The 20251-nt window shown below is 73.9% G+C and carries 16 protein-coding genes; 5 read left to right on the top strand and 11 right to left on the bottom strand.

Annotation, left to right across the window (positions count from 1 at the left end):
* Positions 1-62 precede the first annotated feature (62 nt).
* The 7 genes from O7619_RS07165 to O7619_RS07135 form a co-directional block, all read right to left on the bottom strand.
* Entirely contained in the window at positions 63-653 is a 591-nt protein-coding gene (locus O7619_RS07165) for a hypothetical protein (RefSeq protein WP_282286505.1), read from the bottom strand.
* Entirely contained in the window at positions 650-1987 is a 1338-nt protein-coding gene (locus O7619_RS07160; protein ID WP_282286504.1) for a hypothetical protein, read from the bottom strand. The genes O7619_RS07165 and O7619_RS07160 overlap by 4 nt, the downstream gene beginning before the upstream one ends.
* The gene (locus tag O7619_RS07155; RefSeq protein WP_282288710.1) at positions 1984-2784 is read right to left on the bottom strand and encodes an ABC transporter ATP-binding protein; all 801 of its coding nucleotides are present in this window, start codon (positions 2782-2784) and stop codon (positions 1984-1986) included. The genes O7619_RS07160 and O7619_RS07155 overlap by 4 nt, the downstream gene beginning before the upstream one ends.
* Before the next feature lie 37 nt (positions 2785-2821).
* Positions 2822-3625 (bottom strand): hypothetical protein, encoded by an 804-nt coding sequence (locus O7619_RS07150; RefSeq protein ID WP_282286502.1) that lies wholly within the window; start codon positions 3623-3625, stop codon positions 2822-2824.
* A complete protein-coding gene (locus O7619_RS07145) occupies positions 3622-4179 on the bottom strand; it encodes a sigma-70 family RNA polymerase sigma factor (protein ID WP_282286501.1) in 558 nt (185 codons plus the stop codon). The genes O7619_RS07150 and O7619_RS07145 overlap by 4 nt, the downstream gene beginning before the upstream one ends.
* A gap of 67 nt (positions 4180-4246) precedes the next feature.
* Positions 4247-4762, bottom strand: a complete 516-nt coding sequence (locus tag O7619_RS07140; protein WP_282286499.1) for a hypothetical protein — start codon at positions 4760-4762, stop codon at positions 4247-4249.
* Positions 4759-6537, bottom strand: coding sequence for a RyR domain-containing protein (locus tag O7619_RS07135; RefSeq protein ID WP_282286498.1), 1779 nt, complete (start codon positions 6535-6537; stop codon positions 4759-4761). Before O7619_RS07135 ends, O7619_RS07140 begins: the two co-directional genes overlap by 4 nt.
* Before the next feature lie 295 nt (positions 6538-6832).
* Here O7619_RS07135 and O7619_RS07130 point away from each other — a divergent pair, with 295 nt between their 5' ends.
* On the top strand, positions 6833-8956 hold the full coding sequence (locus O7619_RS07130) for an AAA family ATPase (RefSeq protein WP_282286497.1): 2124 nt from the start codon (positions 6833-6835) through the stop codon (positions 8954-8956).
* A 13-nt stretch (positions 8957-8969) separates the two neighbouring features.
* On the opposite strand, the gene O7619_RS07125 is transcribed toward O7619_RS07130, so the two are convergent.
* From O7619_RS07125 to fxsA, 4 genes are read right to left on the bottom strand one after another with little or no spacing between them, the layout of a single operon-like run.
* The gene (locus O7619_RS07125) at positions 8970-10139 is read right to left on the bottom strand and encodes a hypothetical protein (protein ID WP_282286496.1); all 1170 of its coding nucleotides are present in this window, start codon (positions 10137-10139) and stop codon (positions 8970-8972) included.
* Positions 10140-10184: 45 nt separating this feature from the next.
* Positions 10185-11207 (bottom strand): hypothetical protein, encoded by a 1023-nt coding sequence (locus O7619_RS07120; RefSeq protein WP_282286495.1) that lies wholly within the window; start codon positions 11205-11207, stop codon positions 10185-10187.
* Between the two features lie 11 nt (positions 11208-11218).
* The gene (fxsT, locus tag O7619_RS07115; protein ID WP_282286493.1) at positions 11219-15046 is read right to left on the bottom strand and encodes an FxSxx-COOH system tetratricopeptide repeat protein; all 3828 of its coding nucleotides are present in this window, start codon (positions 15044-15046) and stop codon (positions 11219-11221) included.
* The gene (gene fxsA, locus O7619_RS07110) at positions 15033-15215 is read right to left on the bottom strand and encodes an FxSxx-COOH cyclophane-containing RiPP peptide (RefSeq protein WP_282286491.1); all 183 of its coding nucleotides are present in this window, start codon (positions 15213-15215) and stop codon (positions 15033-15035) included. The genes fxsT and fxsA overlap by 14 nt, the downstream gene beginning before the upstream one ends.
* 223 nt (positions 15216-15438) lie before the next feature.
* Between fxsA and O7619_RS07105 the strand changes: the two genes are divergently transcribed.
* The 4 genes from O7619_RS07105 (at position 15439) to O7619_RS07090 (ending at position 20244) form a co-directional block, all read left to right on the top strand.
* Entirely contained in the window at positions 15439-16608 is a 1170-nt protein-coding gene (locus O7619_RS07105) for an FxsB family cyclophane-forming radical SAM/SPASM peptide maturase (RefSeq protein WP_282286489.1), read from the top strand.
* Positions 16605-17912, top strand: coding sequence for an HEXXH motif domain-containing protein (locus O7619_RS07100; protein ID WP_282286487.1), 1308 nt, complete (start codon positions 16605-16607; stop codon positions 17910-17912). Before O7619_RS07105 ends, O7619_RS07100 begins: the two co-directional genes overlap by 4 nt.
* Positions 17913-17946: 34 nt before the next feature.
* Positions 17947-18729, top strand: a complete 783-nt coding sequence (locus tag O7619_RS07095; RefSeq protein WP_282286485.1) for a hypothetical protein — start codon at positions 17947-17949, stop codon at positions 18727-18729.
* A 396-nt stretch (positions 18730-19125) separates the two neighbouring features.
* On the top strand, positions 19126-20244 hold the full coding sequence (locus tag O7619_RS07090) for a cellulose binding domain-containing protein (protein WP_282286483.1): 1119 nt from the start codon (positions 19126-19128) through the stop codon (positions 20242-20244).
* Positions 20245-20251: the final 7 nt, after the last annotated feature.

Below are 20251 nucleotides of genomic sequence, written 5' to 3'. Positions count from 1 at the left end.
CGGAGGCACTCACCCGGGACGTTGCACCGGGTTCGGAAGTAGTTGGACGATCACCGTCCGCGCTACTCGGCCGGCTCCCGACGGGCCGGGCCGGCGACCGAGTAGGCGACCAGCCCACCGACGGCGAACACGGCCGCCGTCACCGTGGCGGCCCGGCTGTCGGGGGGCTGGCCCTGCCACGTCGCGACCGTTCCCCAGGTGCCGCCCTGCGGATAGATGGCCGCGACGGTGGTCCAGGCCAGCGGCAGGATCCACGACCGGGCGGCGCCGAGCGCCGCCGCGCAGAGCGCGGTGAGCCCGAGCAGGCCGGCGGCGTCCCGGGCGACAAGCGTCGCCGGCCCGAACCGGGCGCCGGTGTGCAGCGTGGCGAGCAGGGGCAGGAGGACGATCAGCAGGCCGGCGAGCAGGTGCGCCGCGCGCCGCCAGGGCCAGCGCATCGAGGCGGTCCGGTCCAGGTTCTCGTCGGGGCCGGCGAGGGTGGGCGCGAGCGCCGCGACCATCAGCAGCACGGACATCACGACCACCAGCGGTGCGGCGTCCCGCTCCTCGCCGAAGACCAGCCGGAGCGCCCAGACCGTGGCCGCGCCGCCGAGGGCCGCGGCCAGGGCCAGGGGTACGCGGCGCGACCGCAGGTAGAGAAGCGTCCCGCTCACCCGGCACTCCGGGACAGCAATCCGCTGGGGTCCTGGCAGGCCCGCAGCGCGTTGCGGACCGCCGTGACCCGGGCGAGCGCCTCGTCGTCGGGCAGTTCCCGCAACCCCTGCCACAGGGTGACGGCCTCGGGGTTGATCCCGGGATCCTCCTCGATCATGCCGGGCACCAGTCCGACGTCGGACCGCGGCTCGCGCCCCAGCAGCCAGGAGGCCGCCGCGCGTTCGACCACGTCGTTGCGGTTGCGGCACTGCCCGTCGTACCCGACTCCCAGTCCCCTGACCACCGCCGGGACCACGGACGCGGGGTGGGCGAGCCCGCCACGTGCGTCGATCCGGATCTCGATCGTGACGACGCCGGCCCGGGGGGCGGGCCAGGCCTCGTCGTAGCCGATCGTGCGGGTGTCCTCGTGTACGGCGGTCGGCGCGTCCGGCAGTTTCGCCAGTGCCGCCAGGCCCTCCCGGGCCAGCGGGGTCAGCGTGTCGAGCACGTTGGCGTGGACCCGGCTGACGCAGACCGTCGGGGCATCCTCGGTGCAGATAAGCTCCCGGGCGACCGGGTCGACCGGCCAGTTGAGCACGTCCCGGTCGCGGGGCACGATCGCCGTCGCCGCCACGAGCCCGAGCGCCACCGGCAGCAGCGCCGCCGTCCGGGCGCGCCAGTCACCGGCGACGAACAGCAGCAGGCCGGTGACGGCGAGCCCGGTCAACCAGATCGCGAGCGCGCCGCTGACCCGGTTGTCGATCGTCTGGTAGTCGTGGAACGGGCCCGAGCCGTGCACCGGGGAGATCGCGGCGGCCAGCCGGTCCGCGGGCCCGACAGTGCTGAAGAAGACGACAAGCACCCCGGCCACCCCGAGCGCCGGGGCGGTCACCAGGGCGGGCAGCATCCGCCCGAGCCCCAGCCCGAGCCACGCCGCGGCGACCAGGGACAGCGCGCCGACGCCGGTGACGACGGCGAAGGTCGGCAGGGGCCGGTAGGGGGCGGTGGTGACGATCCCGGCGAGGCCCGCGGCGGTCACCAGCAGGTAGGCGAGCGCGAGGGTGAGCGCCATCGCGCCGAGGACCGGCAGCATCCGCCCGGCGCGGGACCGGGCGGTGGTCGCGAACAGCTCGCCGACCTTCGCCCGGTGCTCCCGGCGGCCCTGCCAGGCCCCCGCGGCGAGGGCCAGCGGCCACATCAGGAGCAGGTATTCCCGGATGGTCAGGGCCAGCGTCATCCAGCCGGCCGACCACCTGCCGGTCGCCGTGTAGAGCGCGCCGACCCCGACCGCCGTCGCGATCAGCGCGGCGCCGAGCGCGGCCGAGCGGCGCAGTTCGAGTCCCAGGATGCTCATCGGGTGACCTCCGCGCGGTGCCGGCGCAGGAGCGCGGAGTAGCCCCGCTCGGCCGGGCTGTCGCCGGCGTGGCCCTGGTCGCCCTGCGCGCTCAACGCCTCGGGCGTGCCCTGCCACACCAGCCGGCCCTCGTGGACCAGGACCACGTCGGCGCACGCCGCCACCACGTCCTCGACCAGGTGGGTGGAGACCAGCACGCAGCTGTCGGTGCCGAGGTCACGCAGCAGCTCGCGGAAGTCGAGGCGCTGCTCCGGGTCGAGGCCGACGGTCGGCTCGTCGAGCAGCAGGAGCCGGGGGTCGTTGACGATGGCCTGGGCGATGCCGGCCCGGCGCAGCATGCCACCGGAGAGCGTCTTCAGCCGGGCGTCGGCCTTGGCGGTCAGCCCGACCCGGTCGATGGCCCGCTGCACCGCCGCCGGGACACCGGCCTTCGGCATCTCCTTGAGCCAGGCCATGTAGCCGACGAACTCGCGCACCGTGAACCGCGGGTAGTAGCCGAAGTGCTGCGGCAGGTAGCCCAGGGTGCGGCGGACCGGGCGCAGGTCGGAGCGGCCGTCGACCGGGTGCCCGAGCAGCGTCAGCCGGCCGCCGGCCGGGGCCAGGACGGTGGCCAGGGCGCGCATCAGCGTGGTCTTCCCGGCGCCGTTCGGGCCTAGCAGGCCGTGCACGCCGGTGGGCAGGGCCAGATCGAGGCCGTTGACGGCCAGATGCCGTCCGGCCCGGACCCGTAGGCCCTCCGCGTGGATCGCCCAGGGATGGGTGGTGGCGGTCGTCTCGACCGCGCTCACGGCGCGCATCGTCATGATCTCCTTCGGGGATCGCGATCTCGGGTGGTCAGTCGTGGTGGGCGAGTCGCCGGAATCCGTCGACCCGGAGCAGCGCCAGGACGGTCAGCAGCGCCGCGGCCAGCGCCCAGGCGCGCACGCTCCCCGCCGCCAGCACCACGGGCATCCGGGCGGCGGCCAGGCTGGGCGCGATCACCACGAGCGTCCAGGCCGCCATCAGGCCGATCGCGGCCCGGCGTACCCCGACGAGCGTGCCCAGCAGCAACGCGGCGGCGGCGAACGCCAGGCCGGGCAGCAGCATCAGGGCCAACGACACCCCGGCGCCGGCACCGACCAGGGCGAGCGCGGGCACGACGAAGGCCAACACCGCAGCCGTACGCCGCAGCAGCATCGTCAGGCCGGCGGCGGGCGTGGCGGCGATCAGTTCCCAGGCCGGGTCGGCCCGCCGGTTCCAGGCGACCGCCACACCCGGCAGCGGAGCCAGTGGCGCGATCAGCAGCACCAGCGCGGGCAGCCCGGTCCACAGCGCGCCGAGCAGCGCGGCGCAGGCCAGCGCCACGGCGGTCACGGCCAGCCACGGCAGGAGCGTGCCGACGAACCAGCGGTGCCGCAGCACCGGCCAGGACCAGCCGCGCGCGGCGGGGGTCGGCGTCGTCGCGATCTCCCGGTCCAGGATCGTCGCCACCCGCTCGATCACGGCCCGGCTGTCCACGGTGGTGCTGCCGGCGAGCCGGGCCCGACAGTCGGCGCAGTCCTCCAGGTGCACCTCGATCGCCCAGACGGCCGGCTCGTCGAGGCCGGGATCGCCGGCGGCGTAGCGGTCGATCTGGGTGAGGCTGGGATGGGTGGTCATGACAGCGCCTCCCGTAGGGCGATCCGCGCTCGGCGTACGCGGGACTTGACGGTGTTCTCCGGCACGCCCAGCAGCACCGACGCCTCGCGCGGCGAGAGCCCGTCGAGGACCGTGGCCCGCAGGGCGGCCCGGACCTCGGGCGGCAGCACGAGCAGCGCCTGCTCCAACTCCTGGCCGATCCGGGCCGCCATCACCTCGTCCTCGGCCGCCGGCGACGTGCTCGGCATGAGCGGCACCGGCGGCACCTGCGCCCGGCGCGCCCGCCGGCGGAACGCGTCGACCAGGCGGTGGGCGGCGATGGTCCACAGCCAGCCCACCGCGCTGCCCCGCGCGCCACCGTTGCCCCTGGCCTGGGCGCCGGCGAAGCTGCCCGCCGCCCGCCAGACCGCGAGGTAGGTGTCCTGGAGCACCTCGGCGACCACGTCCGGGTCCGCGCAGCGGCGACGCAACCGCACCTCCAACCAGGGCGCGGTACGCCGGTAGAGCTCGTCGAACGCCCGCCGATCTCCACGGGCCACGCGACGTACGAGTTCACCCTCGTCGGCCGCGTCCATGCCGGTTCTCACACCGGGTCAGACGACGCGGCCGTCGCACAACGGTCCCACTCCGGTGTGACTAACGTCACTTCGAGGGCCTCGCCTCGCGACGCGCGCCCGGCGGCCACACCACGGTGACCGGAATGCCCAGTTGCCGGGCCCAGCCGACGGTCCGGTCGGTCGACGCCCCGTGGCAGCCGGCCTCGCCGTCCCAGACCGCCACCAACCGCTGCACCCGGCGCAGCAGGTCCCGGTTGGCGGCGGCGTACGCCGCGGTGCCCGAGTGGGCGTGACCGGTGTGGAACACGTGCGCCGCGCGCGCGAGCAGGTCGTCGAAGTCGGGGCGCTTCTCCGGCGGGATCGTCGCGTCCCGGTAGTCGAGGGCCGGCAGGACCACGTCGTAGGTGCCGCCGCCGGCGAGCACGGCCCGGGTGAAGATCTGGTCGGCGCCGGGCGCCAGGCAGGTGACGCCGTGCACCGGCCGGGTGCTGATCCGGCGCAGCTCGACCCGCAGCGCGTCGGCGACGAGCCGCTCGGTGGCGGCGGTCAGGTGGATGTGCCCGGTGACGCCGACCCGCACCGGTGGGTGGCCGGAGGTCACCGGCCGGGACCGCGGGACTGGGTGGGCACGGTGGCGCTCAGCCGGATCAGCTCGAACCCGCTGTCGGAGAGCACGTCGGGCAGGGCGCGGATCTCCTGGCGGTTCTTCTCCTGCACGTCGGGGGTCAACTCGTCCCAGGGCCGCAGCGCGGGGTGCCGCCGTCGGGTGTCGTCACGGGGCTCACCGTACGCCCAGCCCTCACCCGCGCGTTCCCGGCACCAGCGCTCGTGCTCCAGCCGGGCCAGGACGTCGATCCGGTCCTCGATCGCCTGCTCGGCGGAGGCGTCACCGGCGCCGCCGCGCCGGGGCGCCACGACGCAGCCGAGGTTCAGCAGCTTGGCGGCGATGTCCTGGACGTGGGCGCGGTTGGCCCGCCGCAGGGACTCGGGCAGGTGGGCCCAGTCCACCATCGCGGCGGCCGGACCGGGCCGGGCCCCCGGGCCGCGGTGGGCCCGCAGATAGCGGTCGTGGATCTGCCGGGCCAGCCGTTCGGTGAGGTCCTCGGCGATCAGCCGGGCGTCGCAGGCCCGGGTGAGCACCGGATAGAGGCGCAGTTTGCCGTGCACCTCGTCGAGCAGGTCGTGCCGCGAGTCGCCGTGGAACGCGGCGGCGAGCGCCGCCTGGCGGTAGACGGGCACGAACACCTCGCCGCGCGCCGCCTGCCAGAGGGCGGGCGTGTCCAGGACGAACTGCAACCCGACCCGCTCGTCCGGCGTGCAGATGTAGATGCGGTCGTAGCCGTCGTCCAGGTGGCCCAGCCCGGCCAGGCCGTCCAGGTCCAGGTCGTGCGCGACGACGTCGCAGGCGGCGCTCAGGAACGGGTACCGGGAGGCGGCGAGGGCGAGTTCGGTGCCGGCGTCGGGGGCGACGAGGTCGACCCGCAGCGGCGCCGTGGCGGCACCGCGGGTACGCCAGTGCCGGGCGGTCTCCACCAGCAGGGCCCGGCGGAAGGCGCCGCTGCCGGCGATGAGGACGCGGGGCGACCGGGCCGGCACGGCGGGCAGCGGGTGATGGCGGTGCAGGGCGCGGGCGGCGACGTCGTCGACGTGGAAGTAGTCCAGCCGCAGCCGGCTGGACCCGGCGGCGCCGAGGCGGCGGGCCTGGAGGGACAGGCACATCTCCGGGTCGCGGACCTGGACGTACACCCGGGGCGGCTGACGGCGGTCCTGGATCAGCCGGCTGGCCGTGTTCGCGACGGCGTGGTTGCGGTCGTCGTCGTCGGTGCAGGCGTAGATGGTGTTCGCGCGGGGCAGGCCGGCGCCGCGGAGCACTTCGGGGCTGGTGGGGTCGCCCACCACCCCGAGATATCGGCGCTGCCGGTACTCCAACGGCCCGAAGGGGACGGAACGCACCACGACCACCCGTTCACCGTCGGCGAAGAGCCGGTCGGCGAGCATCCGGGCGAACTGGGAGTCGCCGCAGACGAGGACGTGCTCACGCGCCCGCCGGGCGCGGATGCGACGGATCTCGGCGGCCAGGAGCAGGCGACCGGCCTCGGCGACGGCGAGCAGCGTGAACAGCGGGGCGACGAAGCGGGCGACCTGGAGCTGCCACGGGTAGGGGCCGGACTCCTGGAAGGGTTCCGCACCGAGGACGAACAGTTGCAGGTCGTAATAGATCACGTCGGTCAGGTCGTGTGCGGTTTCCGGCCGGTCCAGCAGCAGCCGTTCGAAGCCGAGGTAGCCGAGGACGAAGGCGAAGACGCCGACGACCGCGAACACCACTCGGAGCCACCAGCCGGTGGGGCGGGAGGAGCCCGCACCGGGCTCGGTCATCGAACGCCTCTCGGACGGTGCGGGCGGCGGCGGATCACGAATCGGCTTCGCGGCCTCCCGGTTGCCACCATGGGCCTTATCGTATTGGACAAAGTCGATCGGGCCGGCGTCCACCACACCTGCCCGAACGGCTTCTTTTCGCAGGTGAACCCGAACCGGCGGGCGGCGAGGGTCCGCCGCGTTGGCTACGGACGGCTACCATTCGAAGACGGGCCGGAGGTGGCACACGCGCGGAGCCGGCCTCCGGTACGGGAATGTCTGGCGCCCAGACCGCAGCTACCGGAGGATCAGGAAGATGGACGCACACGCAAGTCCACCTGCGGCCGGTGCGGTCAATCCGTTCTCCCCGACGGCCGTCGCCCGGGTCAGCGACGACGGCGCGGCGGGCCCCACGGTGGTCACCGCGGCCATCCGGGACGCGGTCGGGCACCTGGAAAACTACCTCCGGACGGGTGCGAGCGCGACCGTCGCCGTGCTCGGTGACTACGGCACCGGCAAGACGCATCTGGCGGTCGAGCTGCTGGCCCGCACCCGGGCCGCCGGTGAGGCCGTCGGTGGCGCGATCTATCTCGACGCCCCGGCCGACACGTTCCGGGCGGTGAGCCGGCAGTTTCTGGGCCGGCTGTCCCGGGCGGCCGTCCGGGACCTCGTCGCGCAGCGGCAGGCCACCGACGAGGGCGAGCCGGCGACCGGTGCGCTCGCCGAGCGGCTACGCGCGGAGTTGGCCGACGTCACCGCGGATCCGTCGTTCGGCACCGTGCTGGCGATGCTGCTGGAGCCGGCCACCGAGGCGGCGGCGTGGGACTGGTTGACCGGCTACCCGCCGGGGCCGGCCCTGGTGGCCGCCGGGGTCACGACGCGCACCGACGTGGAGGCCGCCGCGGTCGAGACGATGGCGGTGCTCGCGGTGCTGCACGCACGGCGGCGAAGACGGTTCGTCCTGGTCCTCGACGAGCTGCACAACCTCCTCGCGGGTCGGCCCGACGACGAGGCGATGGCCCGGTTGGCGGCGCTGATCGGCGCCTTCGCGTCGTCCGGGGCGTTGCTCGTGCTCTCCGGACTGCCCGACCTGCTGCACCTGCTCACCCCCGAGGTGCGGCAGCGGATCGGGCCGATCGTGCGGATGTCGGCGCTCAGCGTCGCCGACGTCGAGGAGTTCATCCGGCAGAGCCAGGCGCGCACGTTCGGGCAGGCCCGCCTGGCGCCGTTCACCCCGGAGACGGTGGACTACCTGACGAACCTGGCCGACGGGGTGCCGCGTCGGGTGATCCGACTCTGCTACGACCTCCACCAGCGGGCGACGCAGGCGGGCACGCCGGTCACCCACGTCATGGTGCGGGAGGCGGTGCGGGTCCAGTTCGATCTGGCCAGCCGGCAGGACGTGGCCGCCACCGTGCGGCGGGTGCTGACCCAGGACGGCTGGTCGTACCAGCGGGACCATCTGCTCGGATCGGTGCGGGACCTGCCCGTCGACTTCTGGATCCCGCTGGACGAGCAGGACGCCGGGTGCGGGGTGCTGCTGTCCGAGTCGATCCTGAAGGCCGAGGAGGTCGACGAGCTGCACCGGCGGGTGATGGCCATCCGGGCCCGGGTGCCGGACAGCGAGGCGATCCTGGTCGTGGTCGGGCACCTGCCCGCCGAGTTGGCGGCGGAACTCGCCGCGACGTTCAGCGTGGAGCCGATCGTCTACGACCCGCAGACGTTCGCCGAGGACCTCTCGGGCAGCGTCAAGGCGTCGATGCGCCGGCTGGAACAGGTGGTCGGCGCGGACGCGCTGACGTCGGTGCGGCAGCGGGTCGAGCGCATCCACCGGCAGCAGAGCAACACCCAGCGCTCCATCGAGCAACTGTCGTACCAGTTGGACGAGCTGCGGGGTGAGCTGGGCGGGCCACGGGTGGTCGTGGGCGGGGTCGCCCCGGGTCCGGCGGTGGCGTCGGGCGCGCCGGAGCTGCCCGGCCGGGTGGCCCAGGTGTTCGTGGAGGCGGTGGGGGCGCTGGACCAGCTCACCGGCGTCGATCGTCAGCTCAGCGACGCCTTCGCGCCACGGCGCGGCGCGACCGCGGACGAGGGCGGGGCGTCGCTCCGGGCCCGGCTGCGGTCCCGGGACGTGCAGCGGGCGTTGGGCACGTCGATGATGCTGCGCCGGCTGGTGGAGGCGTTCCGCGACGGGGTCGCGCAGTGGTACGACAGCCACCGACGAGATCCGCAGGCGACGGACCCGGAGCGGCTGGATCGGCTCTGCGAGACCTACGACGGGCTCGCCGAGTTCCTGCCGCTGTTCCAGCTCGACGTGCTGGGCGACCTGGGCGAGTCCGACGGCGCGGCGGCGCCGCCGGACCGTTCCCCCAGATGGTCGGAGGCGCGGTCACTGTTCGACGGGTTGAGCGGGCGGGTCCGGCAACTGATGGTGGCGCGCTGACGGCCGCGCCTCGTCACCGTTCCGGTTCGAGCGAGCCGGCGGCCGGGTTCTCCCGCATCCGGGGCAGCGCGACCGGGTCGGCGGGCGCCGGCTCGGCGGTGTCACCGGCGGGCCGGGCGCGGTCGAGGACCGCGGTGGCGATGGCGTGCACCACGTTGATCACGACGATGGCGGTGGCGACCACGCCCACCGTGCCCGGGAAGTTGCGCTCCAGGACGAGGGCGAGGATCACCGCGGTCAGGCCGTTCTGTTGCCCCCAGGCCAGATACCGCCGGTCGGCGGTCGGCAGGTTGCGGGACAGCGGCAGCGACACGAGCATGTGCGCGGCCACCGCGGCGAGGCCGAGCACCACCCCTTCGACCAGGTGGACTCCCCGTACGAGCAGCATGCCGAGCAGGAACGTGGCGACGAGGTAGGCGGCCTCGGTGGACCGGCCGACGACGGGACCCAGGCGCGGCCGGAAGAAGAGCCCGGCCAGCGCGAGGCCGAGCATGAGGAACTGCCCGGCGGCGACGAGCACGAGCACGATCAGCAGGCCGACCGCGGTCCACCGCAGCACGGCGAGTCGGCGTGCGCTCACCGGCGCGCCCGGGCGGAGACCGGCGGCCAGCAGGAGACGCCACAGCAGCCAGGCGACGGCGGCGAACGCCAGGTTGAGGGCGAAGCCGAGGGCGAGGTCGAGCGGATCGTTGCCGAGCATGCCCGGTGCGGTGGTGGCCACGTCGCCGCGCAACTCCAGCGCGACCGCGGAGAAATAGATCGTGAGCAGCACCGTCACCGGATCGTCGAAGGACGCCCAGATGGACAGGATCGCGCGGGCGCGGGGGGACGTCCGGTCCGGGCGGCTCATGGCGGCCACCGCGAGCGGGTCGATCTGCGCGACGGCCACGCCCAGCACCAGCACCGCCGGATCGCGGAAGGCCAGGTACATCACGGCGGCGATGAGGGCCGCCTTGAGGACCACCCCGACGGTGACGGCGAGCAGCACGGTGGACAGGTGCGCGCGCACGTCGGCGAGGCTGAGGTCGCGGGTGCTGCCGATCAGCCCGACACCCAGCAGGACCGCCGCGAGCAGCAGGTAGGTCGGCGACTCTTCCAGCCCGCGGATGTGCCCGGCCCAGGCCAGCAGCAGGCCGGACAGTCCGGCGGCCACCACGGCCGCCGATCGCGCCAGAGGTTTCACAGCCGTCCTCCGGACGGGTACGACGCCGAGTGGTCCATCGGGAGCTTATCGGCCGGACGGTCCGGCAGCGGGTTCGACGAGCCGGCGCCCCGCCGCCCACAACGCCTGATCGGCCTCGCGGACCATGTCCTGGTCGAGGGTGACGCCGAACAGGTAGTCGCCCCGGGTGAGACGGCTGTAGTAGACCGCGCCCATCTCCACGTCGAGCACCAGGCGCGTGACGTCACCGTCGACGGCCCGGCGCAGGTCCCGGCTGATCTGCAACACCAGGAGGGACAGGTCGGCCGCGAGCCGCTGGTAGCGGCTGCGCCGGTCGGCCACGGTGACGCCCCGGTTGAAGAACGGCGCCAGCTCGGGGTGGGCCAGGATGTCGGCGCTGGCCACCTGCTCCCCGGCCCGATGATGGCTGAGGTAGTGCAGCCCCTCCGGCCGCAGGGCCGCGGCGAGCACGCCGTCGGAGTCCGCGGACCCGGTCACGCGCGGGTGGAGGGGACCGTCGGCGGCCTGCTGGGTCGAGCGTGTCGTGTCGGTGAGCCAGCCACCGGGATTCTGGGAGCGTTGCCGCATCAGCCGGCGCAGGTCGGTGGCGAGCCCGGACGCGGCGCGGTCGATCCTCTCGAACTGCGCCGGGTCGGCAGGCGTGGCGCCGGTGACGGCCGGGGTGGCAGGCGTGGCGCCGAACCCGACCACGTGCTCGCTGCCGACCACCGAGTTGCAGAAGACGAGGCCCGAGGCGGTCTGCGCGACCAGCCGGATCAGCGCTCCGCTCTGCAACTCCCACAGCCGCCGGTTGAGTTCGGTCGCCCGGTATACCAGTTGCGCGCCGACCCGACGGTGGTTGTCGCGGCTGTCGGTCAGCTCGTCGCCGTCGCGCGTCGGCGGGGCCGACCCGTGCGCCAGCAGGTCCAGGGCGAAGTCGAGGACGCCGGAGGTGTAGTGCGCCACGTGGTAGATGCCGGAGTCGGCGAGCAGCACCTCCCGGCACAGGTCCCGCTTCTTGCGGAACCCGGGGACGTCCTGCTCGGCGGACTCCTCGTGCAGGGCGGCGCGTGGCTCCGGAACGCTCACCTGGTCACTCCTCAGCTCTCCGGCACGTCGATGTCGGTGTCGGTCAGGGCGGACGGAGTGACGCCACCGTCGCCGTCGCGCAGGCCCCGGATGGTGGTGGCGTTGGCGGCGGCGTCCAGGCTGCACGGGTGGCTGCGCCCGAGATAGTGCACGCTGTTCAGATGTGCCTCGTCCTGGATGCGCAGGGCCTCGTCCAGGTCACCCCACGCCGCCAGGTGGCCGGCCTGGGCGTTGATCGCCGTCAAGGTCCACGGGTGTACGTCACCGAGCCGGGACCGCAGGATGCGCAGGCCACGCTCCCCGTCCCGGACGGCCTGGTCGTATTCGCCGGCGCCGCGCAGGAACAGCCCGACGTCGACGGAGCAGGCCGCGATGAAGGGGTGCCCGGTCTCCAGTTGCCGCTCGTAGCCGCGCAGGCAGCGGATGCCGTTCTCGACGGCGATGCCGAGGTCGCCGGCGCGGTAGTAGTCCACGGCCATGCTCAGCAGGCTCGCGCGGGTCAGCGGATGGTCCTCGCCGAGGTGGCTGCGGTAGCCGCGGTAGGTCTCGGAGCTGCGGTTCTTGGCGGCGACGGTGGAGCCCAGGCGTCGTTCGGTGACGGCGAGGGTGCGGTTGACCCGCAGCTCCTCCAGCGGGCTGGCGGCCGGCAACTGGTGGATCCGTTCGAGTGCCTCGCGCAGGGTGGCCAGCGACAGGTCGTAGGCGCCGACCTCGCGCTCCAGCGTGCCCACCACGCAGGCCGCCCGCCAGACCCGGAAGTCCTCGGGCCCCAACAGGGCCATCCGGCGGTCGCGCTCCATGCGGGCCAACCGCAGCGCCTCGCGGGCGTCGCCGGTGAGCAGGAAGGACAGGGCGAGGTTGTTGACCGCCATCCGGGTGTTCGGATGGTCGTCACCGACGACCTTGTGGAACCCGGCGAAGGTGGCCTGGTCCTCGACCAGGGCGTCCTCGAAGCGGCCGAGCCCGCGCAGGTCACCACCTCGGCCGCGACCGGCGACAAGCGTGCGGTAGTGCCGGAGCCCGTAGCGGCGGCGCTGCTCGCTGAGCACCTGCTCGTCGAGGCGCAGGGCGTCGGCGTACTGGCCGAGGGCCCGGTGCAGGTTGGCGGTCTGCACGAGCAGGCGCATGGTCAACTGGTCGGGCTGACCGTCGGCGGTCCACCGTTCGCACAACGGCCGGACCAGATGCAGCGCCGACTGCCAGATGTCGCTGTCGCTCGTCAGGTAGAGGTAACGGACCTGCTTGACGACCCAGTGGCGGACCAGCCGGTGATCGCACTCCAGCGCGCCGGCAGGGACGAGGTGCCGTTGCAGCTCCTCGAAGACGTCGAGGTAGCGGCGGTCGTCGGCCTCCGGGTCGGTCGGCGCGTACCCGGCGAGGCCGTGCAGCACCTGGTCGTGGCGTTCCTGCCGGAGCGGGTCGGGAATGGCCTCGCGGAGCAGCACCTGGATGGCCCGGTGCATGCGCAGCGCGGCGCCGCGTCCCCAGTCGACGTCGTAGAGGCCGAAGCGCGCGCCGACGGTCAGCACCAGGTCGATCTCGCCGGCGGTGAGCAGCAGCTCCTCGGCGTCGACGTCCGCGGCGGCGGCGAGCTGGGTCAGCATCGACGTCGAGCGCAGCAGCGGCAGCCCGATGCCCTCGGGTGAGAGGAACGCGGCGAGTTCGGCCAGGCGCACCGCCAGTGGCCCGAACTCGATGCCGTCGAGCGTGCGCAGCGTGATGTCCAGGACCCGGGCCACGGTGGAGGTGTGCGAACCGGGGATCCGTTCGTCGTCCTCCTGGGCGCTGGGCCGGCCCAGCTCGTCGAGCAGCTCGGTGACGCTGCGGCCCACCGACTCCAGATTGGGCAGACCCTCGTCCTCGAAGGCGCGGGTGCGTTCCCGGATCCAGGCGGTGGCCAGGCGCAGGGCCAGCGGCAGGTGTTCCAGCGCGGCGGCGATGGTCCGCGCGTCGTCGGTGCTGATGCCGAGCACCCGGCGCAGCATCGCGATGCTCTCGTCCCCGCTGAAGGCGGCGACCTCAAGCGGTGAGGGCAGGTCCGGGGAGCCGTCGTCCCGGGAGGTGATGAGCACGTGGCCGGTGCCGTCACGGGGGCGCAGCCGCTGCACCACCTCGGCGTTGTCGGCGTTGTCATAGATCAACAGCCATCGGGCGATGCCGCCGCGGGTGGACAGCGCGGTGAGCGCCGCCTCCGCCGCCCCGGTGCCGTCGACGGCGTTGATCTCGTCGGCCAGCTCGCCGAGGCTGGTCTGGACGGTGTCGCGGTCCTGCGCCGGGATCCACCAGACCACGTCGTAGTCGTAGGCGAACCGGTGGGCGAACTCGCGGGCCAACTCGCTCTTGCCGACTCCGGCGCCGCCGGTGAGGGTCACCGGGCTGCCGTCGACGCCCAACCGGTCGCGCAGCCGTTCCAGGTATTCCCCCCGGCCGACGAAGGACGGGTTGCGGGGCGGCAGGTTGTGCCGTGTCCGTCGGTCCGGCTCGGCCGGGTAGCGCGGCGCGGTGCGGAGATCGGCGGCGGGCGCGGCGGGGGCGATCAGGCCGAGCCGGCTCAGGAGCAGCGACTGCGCCCGGACCGGGTCGGCGTCGCGCAGGTCGACGACCCGCCGTGGGTCGATCTTCTGGTCGGTCTCGTGGCCGGTGACCAGGACGGCGAGCATCTCGGCGTCGTCGGCCTGCGCGGGCAGGGTGGACAGTGCGGTGCCGACCGCCCGCAGCACGTTCGGGGAGACGACGGCCAGCACGGTGGCGTCGCCCGGGTAGCTGGGCGCGGTGCCGGACCGCAGGGCGCGGGGGTGGACGGTGACGCTGGCCCGGCGCAGTTGCCCGCAGATCCAGTCCACCCAGGGTCGGTCGGCCGGGTCGTAGATCACGGCGATGTCGTCGGCGCTCTCCGCCCGTTCCAACAGGACGCCCCGGCGGTAGCGGCGCCGGATCCGCTCCGGCACGGCCGCCGCCCGCGTCACCGTGCCCCGGCTGATCCACGCCGTCATCCGTTCGTACGCCGACAGCAGGCTGGCGTCGACGTCGGGCGGGTCGGCAAGCACGGCCAGCACGTCGTCGTACGTGTCGTAGGCCTGTTCCGGCACCTCGACGATCTCCACCGAGTCGTCCGGCGACTGCTGGTCGGACTCGTCGAGCAGGGCGGCGAAGGCGCGGCGGGCGGTGTCGCGTGCCTCGCCGTACCACGGGTGGGTGACGTCGCGCAGGGTCGGCGCGGCGAGGATCCGGATGCCGCCGGCGGCCTGCCGTCGCAGCTCCGCGGCGAGCTCGGCGGCCTGGTGCATGGCCTGCCGCCGGGGCGGCATGCTGACCACCGCGACGTCGCTGAGCACCGCGGCGTGGGTGATGCCGGGCAGGGTGAGGTCCACCGGGGTGTCGATGAGGACATAGTCGTAGTCGGTCTGCCGCAGCAGTTGCCGGAGCCGCACCGGGTCGCCGTCGGGACGGGTCACGGCCTCCGCGCCGACGCCGACCATCTCGAACCCGAAACTCGACCCGGGCATCGCGTAGCGGTAGAGGGTGCCCTGGTGCGGCGCGGCCGGGGCGATCAGCGCGGGGGCGCGGTGCGACGGCCCGTCCGGGTGCGGGGTGATCAGCGTCGCCAGATCGGGGCCGAGGGCGGTGGCGGCCGACGCGGCGTCCACCTGGAACGAGCGCAGGTAGTCGTAGACGCGCGGGGTCCGGGCACACCAGTCCACCGCCAGGACACGCTTGCCGTTACCGGCGAGGATCCAGGCGATGTTGGCCACCGCGCTGCTGCGCCCGGTGCCGCTGGCGGGCGAGACGAAGGACACGATGGTCCCGCCGGCGCCGGAGGTGTCGTCAGTCTTGGCCATCGAGTGCGCTTTCGAAAGCCGCGTACTGGTCGCCCAGGTCCGCGCTGCGGCGTTCCAGGCGATGGAGCGCGGCCACGAGCACCGCACTGGGCACCGCGTCGAGCGCGGTCAGATCCACATCGGTGAGATCGATGAGATCGGAACGCAACATGTCCTCCTCCGCGTCCATCCCCCGATCACCGCCTGTCTTCGCATGTGGCTCCGGGTGGTGTCACCACGGATTCGGATATCGACCGGTGGCCGGATCCGCTGCGTAGGTTCATGATAACGGTGCGCTGCTTCCCTGGTGGCCGGCATTCCTCGCCGCGCGCCGATCAAACGTCATACGTCGATGTATGCTGGATGTTCCCCGCAGCGGCCGGACGGCCCCTCACCTCACGGCGGAGCGGCTGATGCCCGGACCCGATCACGGCCCACGGGTGCCGGCCGTCCCGTTCCGACAGTTCGTGCTCAAGCTGCACAGCCGCTGCGACCTCGCCTGCGACCACTGCTATGTCTACACCAAGGCCGACCAGGGCTGGCGATCCCAGCCCCGGACCATGCCGCCGGAGGTGCTGCGCCGGACCGCCCAGCGCATCGGCGAGCACGCCCGCGCGCACCGGCTCCGTCGGGTCGACGTCGTGCTGCACGGCGGTGAACCGCTGCTGGCCGGGCCCGCGCGCCTGCGCGCGGCCGTGACGACCCTCCGGCAGGCCGCCGCGCCCGTCCCGGTCCGCGTGACGGTGCAGACCAACGCGGTACGACTGGACGAGACCTTCCTGCGCCTGTTCGACCGGCTCGACGTCCGGGTCAGCGTCAGCCTCGACGGCGACCGGGCCGGGCACGACCGGCACCGGCGCGGCCCGGACGGCCGGGGCAGCCACACCCACGTCGAGGCAGCTCTGTGCCGGCTGACCAGCGACTTCCCGCACCTGTTCAACGGTCTGCTCTGCACCGTCGACCTGCGCAACGACCCGGTCACCACCTACCGCGCGCTGCTGGCGCACCGGCCACCGGCGGTCGACTTCCTGCTGCCGCACGGCACCTGGGCCACACCCCCGCCCGATCGCGCCCCCGACCCCCGCCGCATCCCGTACGCGCGCTGGCTGGCCGCCGTCTTCGACGAGTGGTACCACACGCCGGGGCAGCGCACCGGCGTCCGGCTCTTCGACGAGATCATCCAACTGCTGCTCGGCGGGACGTCCCGGCTCACCGGGGTCGGCACCGGCCCGCTCGCCGTGGCCGTGGTGCAGAGCGACGGCGCGATCGAGTTGGACGACACGCTCGCCGCCGCGTACCCCGGGGCGGCCGGCACCGGGTTGCACGTAAGCCGGCACTCCTTCGACACCGCGCTGCGGCTGCCGGCGATCCGGGCCCAGCAGGCCGGCGCCGCCGGGCTGTGCGCGACCTGCCGGGCCTGCGACCGGCACCGGGTGTGCGGCGGCGGGCTGCGCACCCACCGGTACCGGGCCGGCGCCGGCTTCGACAACCCCTCGGTCTACTGCCCCGACCTGTACGCCCTCATCGGACACATCCACCGGACGGTGCAGCGGGACGTGACCGCGTTACGGGCGGCGTCGTGACCCTCCCCCACCACCTCCTGCCGGGAGGCGTCCTCGACGAACTCGCCGCCGGCCGGGGCGGGGCCGACGCCGTCGCGCGGCTGCGCTCCGCGCAGCACAGCAAGACCCTGCTGATGGTCCGGACGCTGACCCTGCTGCTCGGTGAGGCGGCCCACCCGGACCTGCCGGCGATCGAGGCGGCCTACCGGGTGCTGGCCGGATGCGACCCGCGGGCCCGGGCGGCGGCGCTGGGCCATCCGCCTGTCGCCGCCTGGGCGTTCGGCACCGCCTCGCTGCTGCGCCGCGGTAGCAGCGCACCGTACCCCGGGCTGCTGGCGGCCGTGGCCGTGGTCGCGGCCGTACGCTCCGGCACGGACGCCGACCTCGACGTGCCGCTGCCGCCCGGCGTGCCGGGCCGGCTCGACCTGCCCGGGCTCGGCACCCTCGCCGTTCCCGCCGGCGCGACCCGCGCGTCGGTGCGGTGCGTCGACGGACGGCTGCGGGTGCGCTGCGCGGGCGAGCGGGTCGAGGTCGACGACGTGCGGGCGGCAGGTCCGGGCTGGACCCCACTGCCCCGGATGGGGTTCCGCCGTCAGGGCCTACCGCTGTCGCTCGTGGTGGACACCCCCGGTTGGCAGCATGTCCCCGGGGTACGCCTCGACGGACCCCGGACCGACCACGGGTGGCGGCACCGTCTCGACGGGACGTGGCGGCTCCTGGTCGACGACCACCGGCCGGTCGCCGAGGAGGTGTCCGCCGCCATGCGGGTGCTGATACCCGTCCGCGCGCCCCGGGCCGGCACCCGCAGCGGCACCTTCCACCACGCGTTCGGGTCGGTGGCGATGTCGCACCCCCCGCGGGACGTCCGGACCGCGGCGGTCACCCTGGCCCACGAGATCCAGCACCTGAAACTGGCCGCGCTCGCCGACATGTTCGCCCTGCTCGAACCCGGCCCGACCGAGCTGTTCTACGCGCCGTGGCGCACCGACCCCCGCCCGCTTGAGGGCCTGCTGCACGGCGCGTACGCCCACCTCGGGGTGGCCCGGTTCTGGCGCCGGCAGGCGGACGCCGCCCGCACCCGGGCGCAGCGGCACCACGCCCAGGTCGAGCGGGTCAGGTGGAGCCGGGCGGTGGCCGACACCCTGCCGGTCCTGCACGCGCGGCGCCGGCTCACCCCGGTCGGCCGGCGGCTCGTCGACGGGATGGCCCGGGTGCTCGACGGATGGGCCGCTGAGCCGGTCGCCCCCGACGCGGCGGCCGAGGCCGGACGCCTGCTGGCGGCGCACCGCGCCCGCTGGGACCACCAGCACGCACCGACCGGCTGACACCCGCCTACCCGACCTCCACTACGCTGACTCCATGGGGGAGGGTAACGGTAACGCCACACGCCGTGAGTGTTTCGTCATCGCACCGATCGGTCCCGACGGCTCGGAGATCCGCCGGCGCAGCGACCAGATCCTCAACTACCTGATCCGACCGGTGGTTGAGGCACGGGGCTTCGTCGCCGTGCGGGGCGACGAGATCGAGCGGGCCGGGCTGATCACCTCGCAGGTGCTGGACCGGATCATTCAGAACGAGCTGGTCGTCGCCGACCTCACCGACCAGAACGCCAACGTCTTCTACGAGTTGGCGGTGCGGCACGCGCTACGCCGGCCGTTCGTGCAGTTGATGGCGAAGGACCAGCAGTTGCCCTTCGACGTGCAGGGCATGCGGACCATCCTGGTCGACCACACCGACCTCGACAGCGTGGAGTCCGCCAAGCAGCAGTTGGGCCGGGCGATCGACGGGATGAGCAGCGAGACCGACATCGTCACCCCGATGTCCGTGGCGCTCACCCTGCAGGACCTGCGCGGTTCGTCCAGCCCCCGGGAGGCCGGGTTGTCGCAGATCATCGAGACGCTGCCGCAGATGATGGACATCCTCCAGGATCTGCACCGCCACCTGGGCATGGGTGGCGCGACCGGCGGTGGGTCGGACGACGAGGACCACAGGCGGGTGCGGAGCCTGTTGGAGTCGCTGGCGGCGCGCGGCGGGGTGACGCAGGACGAGCTGTCCGGGCTGCTGGGTGGCGGCAGCAGCAAGTTCGAGCGGTGGGTCGAGGCCCTGATCCAGCGGGCCGGGCGGAACCACCACGCCGGCTGAGCACGGCGCGGGCGGGTGACGCATCGACGTTCACCCATTGAAGATGTTAACGATAACATGTAATCTCTCCGGCGACGGAGCGAAGGGCACGCTCCCCATCGGATCGCCGAGCCGCGAGGGCAACCGGGACCAGCACGTTCCCGCGCCGTCCCGCCGGTGACCGTCCGGGCCAACCGCCGGCGCCGCAGCGGACGCCGGGCGTCGAGCCGCTGCGCACCCCCACCAGCACCGCCCCGCGCCCGGTCATCACTCACGCCCCCACCCGCCCCGCCGGCAGTCGCGCACGGCGCGCCCGCCGGCCGTCCCGTCCCAGAGGGAGCACCCCTTGCCAGAGACCAGACCTCCATCTCCCCGCCGGGCGGGGAGCACCGCCGGATACCGGCAGAAGGGCTGATCATGCGTACACGGAGGAGATTCTTCGTCGCGGCGGCCCTCGCGGTCGCGACGGCCGCGATCGGCGCGGCGACCGTCACCGGGCCGGCGGGCGCCGAGTCCAACGGCGGGGTACGGGTCATGCCGCTCGGCGACTCGATCACCGAGGGCACGCAGGTGCCGGGTGGTTACCGGATCGGCCTGTGGCAGCGGCTGAACAGCGCCGGTTACCGGGTCGACCTCGTCGGCTCGCAGTACAACGGGCCGGGGAACCTGGGCGACCACGACCACGAGGGGCACCCCGGCTGGCGGATCGACCAGATCGACGCCAACATCGTCGGCTGGCTGCGCAACACCACCCCGCGTACGGTGCTGTTGCACATCGGCACCAACGACATCCTGCAGAACTACAACGTGTCGGGCGCGCCGAACCGGCTGTCCGGTCTGATCGACAAGATCACCGCGACGGCGCCCAATGCCGACGTCTTCGTCGCGCAGCTCATCCCGTTGTCCAATCCGGGCCAGGAGTCGGCGGTCCGCACCTTCAACGCCGCGGTTCCCGGCATCGTGCAGAGCAAGGTGAACGCCGGCAAGCGCGTCCACCTGGTCGACATGCACTCCGCGCTCAGCACGGGCGACCTGATCGACGGCATCCACCCGACCGCCAACGGCTACGACAAGATGGCCGCCGTCTGGTACAACGCGCTGCGCGCGGTGCCCGGCAGCATCGGCAACGTGGGCGGGTCGACCACGCCCCCGCCGACGACTCCGCCGCCGACCACGCCGCCCCCGACCACGCCGCCCCCGACGACTCCGCCGCCGACCACGCCGCCGCCGGGTGGCGGGGCCTGTACCGCCACGTACGCCCTGGCCGGGCAGTGGCCGGGCGGGTTCCAGGCCACCGTGACCGTCACCGCCGGAGGTGCGGCCATCTCCGGCTGGACCGTCACCTGGACCTGGGCCAACGGTCAGACCATCACCCAGTCGTGGAGCGCCACGATCAGCGGCAGCGGCTCCGCCGTCACCGCCCGCAACGTCAGCTACAACGGCGCGTTGGGAGCCGGCGCCAGCACTGAGTTCGGCTTCCTCGGCTCCGTCAGCGGCGCCAACAACAACCCCACGCTGAGCTGCGCCGCAGCCTGACCACGCA

The organism is Micromonospora sp. WMMD998 (genome assembly GCF_029581235.1).
Taxonomy (GTDB): Bacteria; Actinomycetota; Actinomycetes; order Mycobacteriales; family Micromonosporaceae; genus Micromonospora.
Note: the sequence above shows the minus strand (reverse complement) of the source record. Positions and strands in the feature narration are given on the sequence as shown.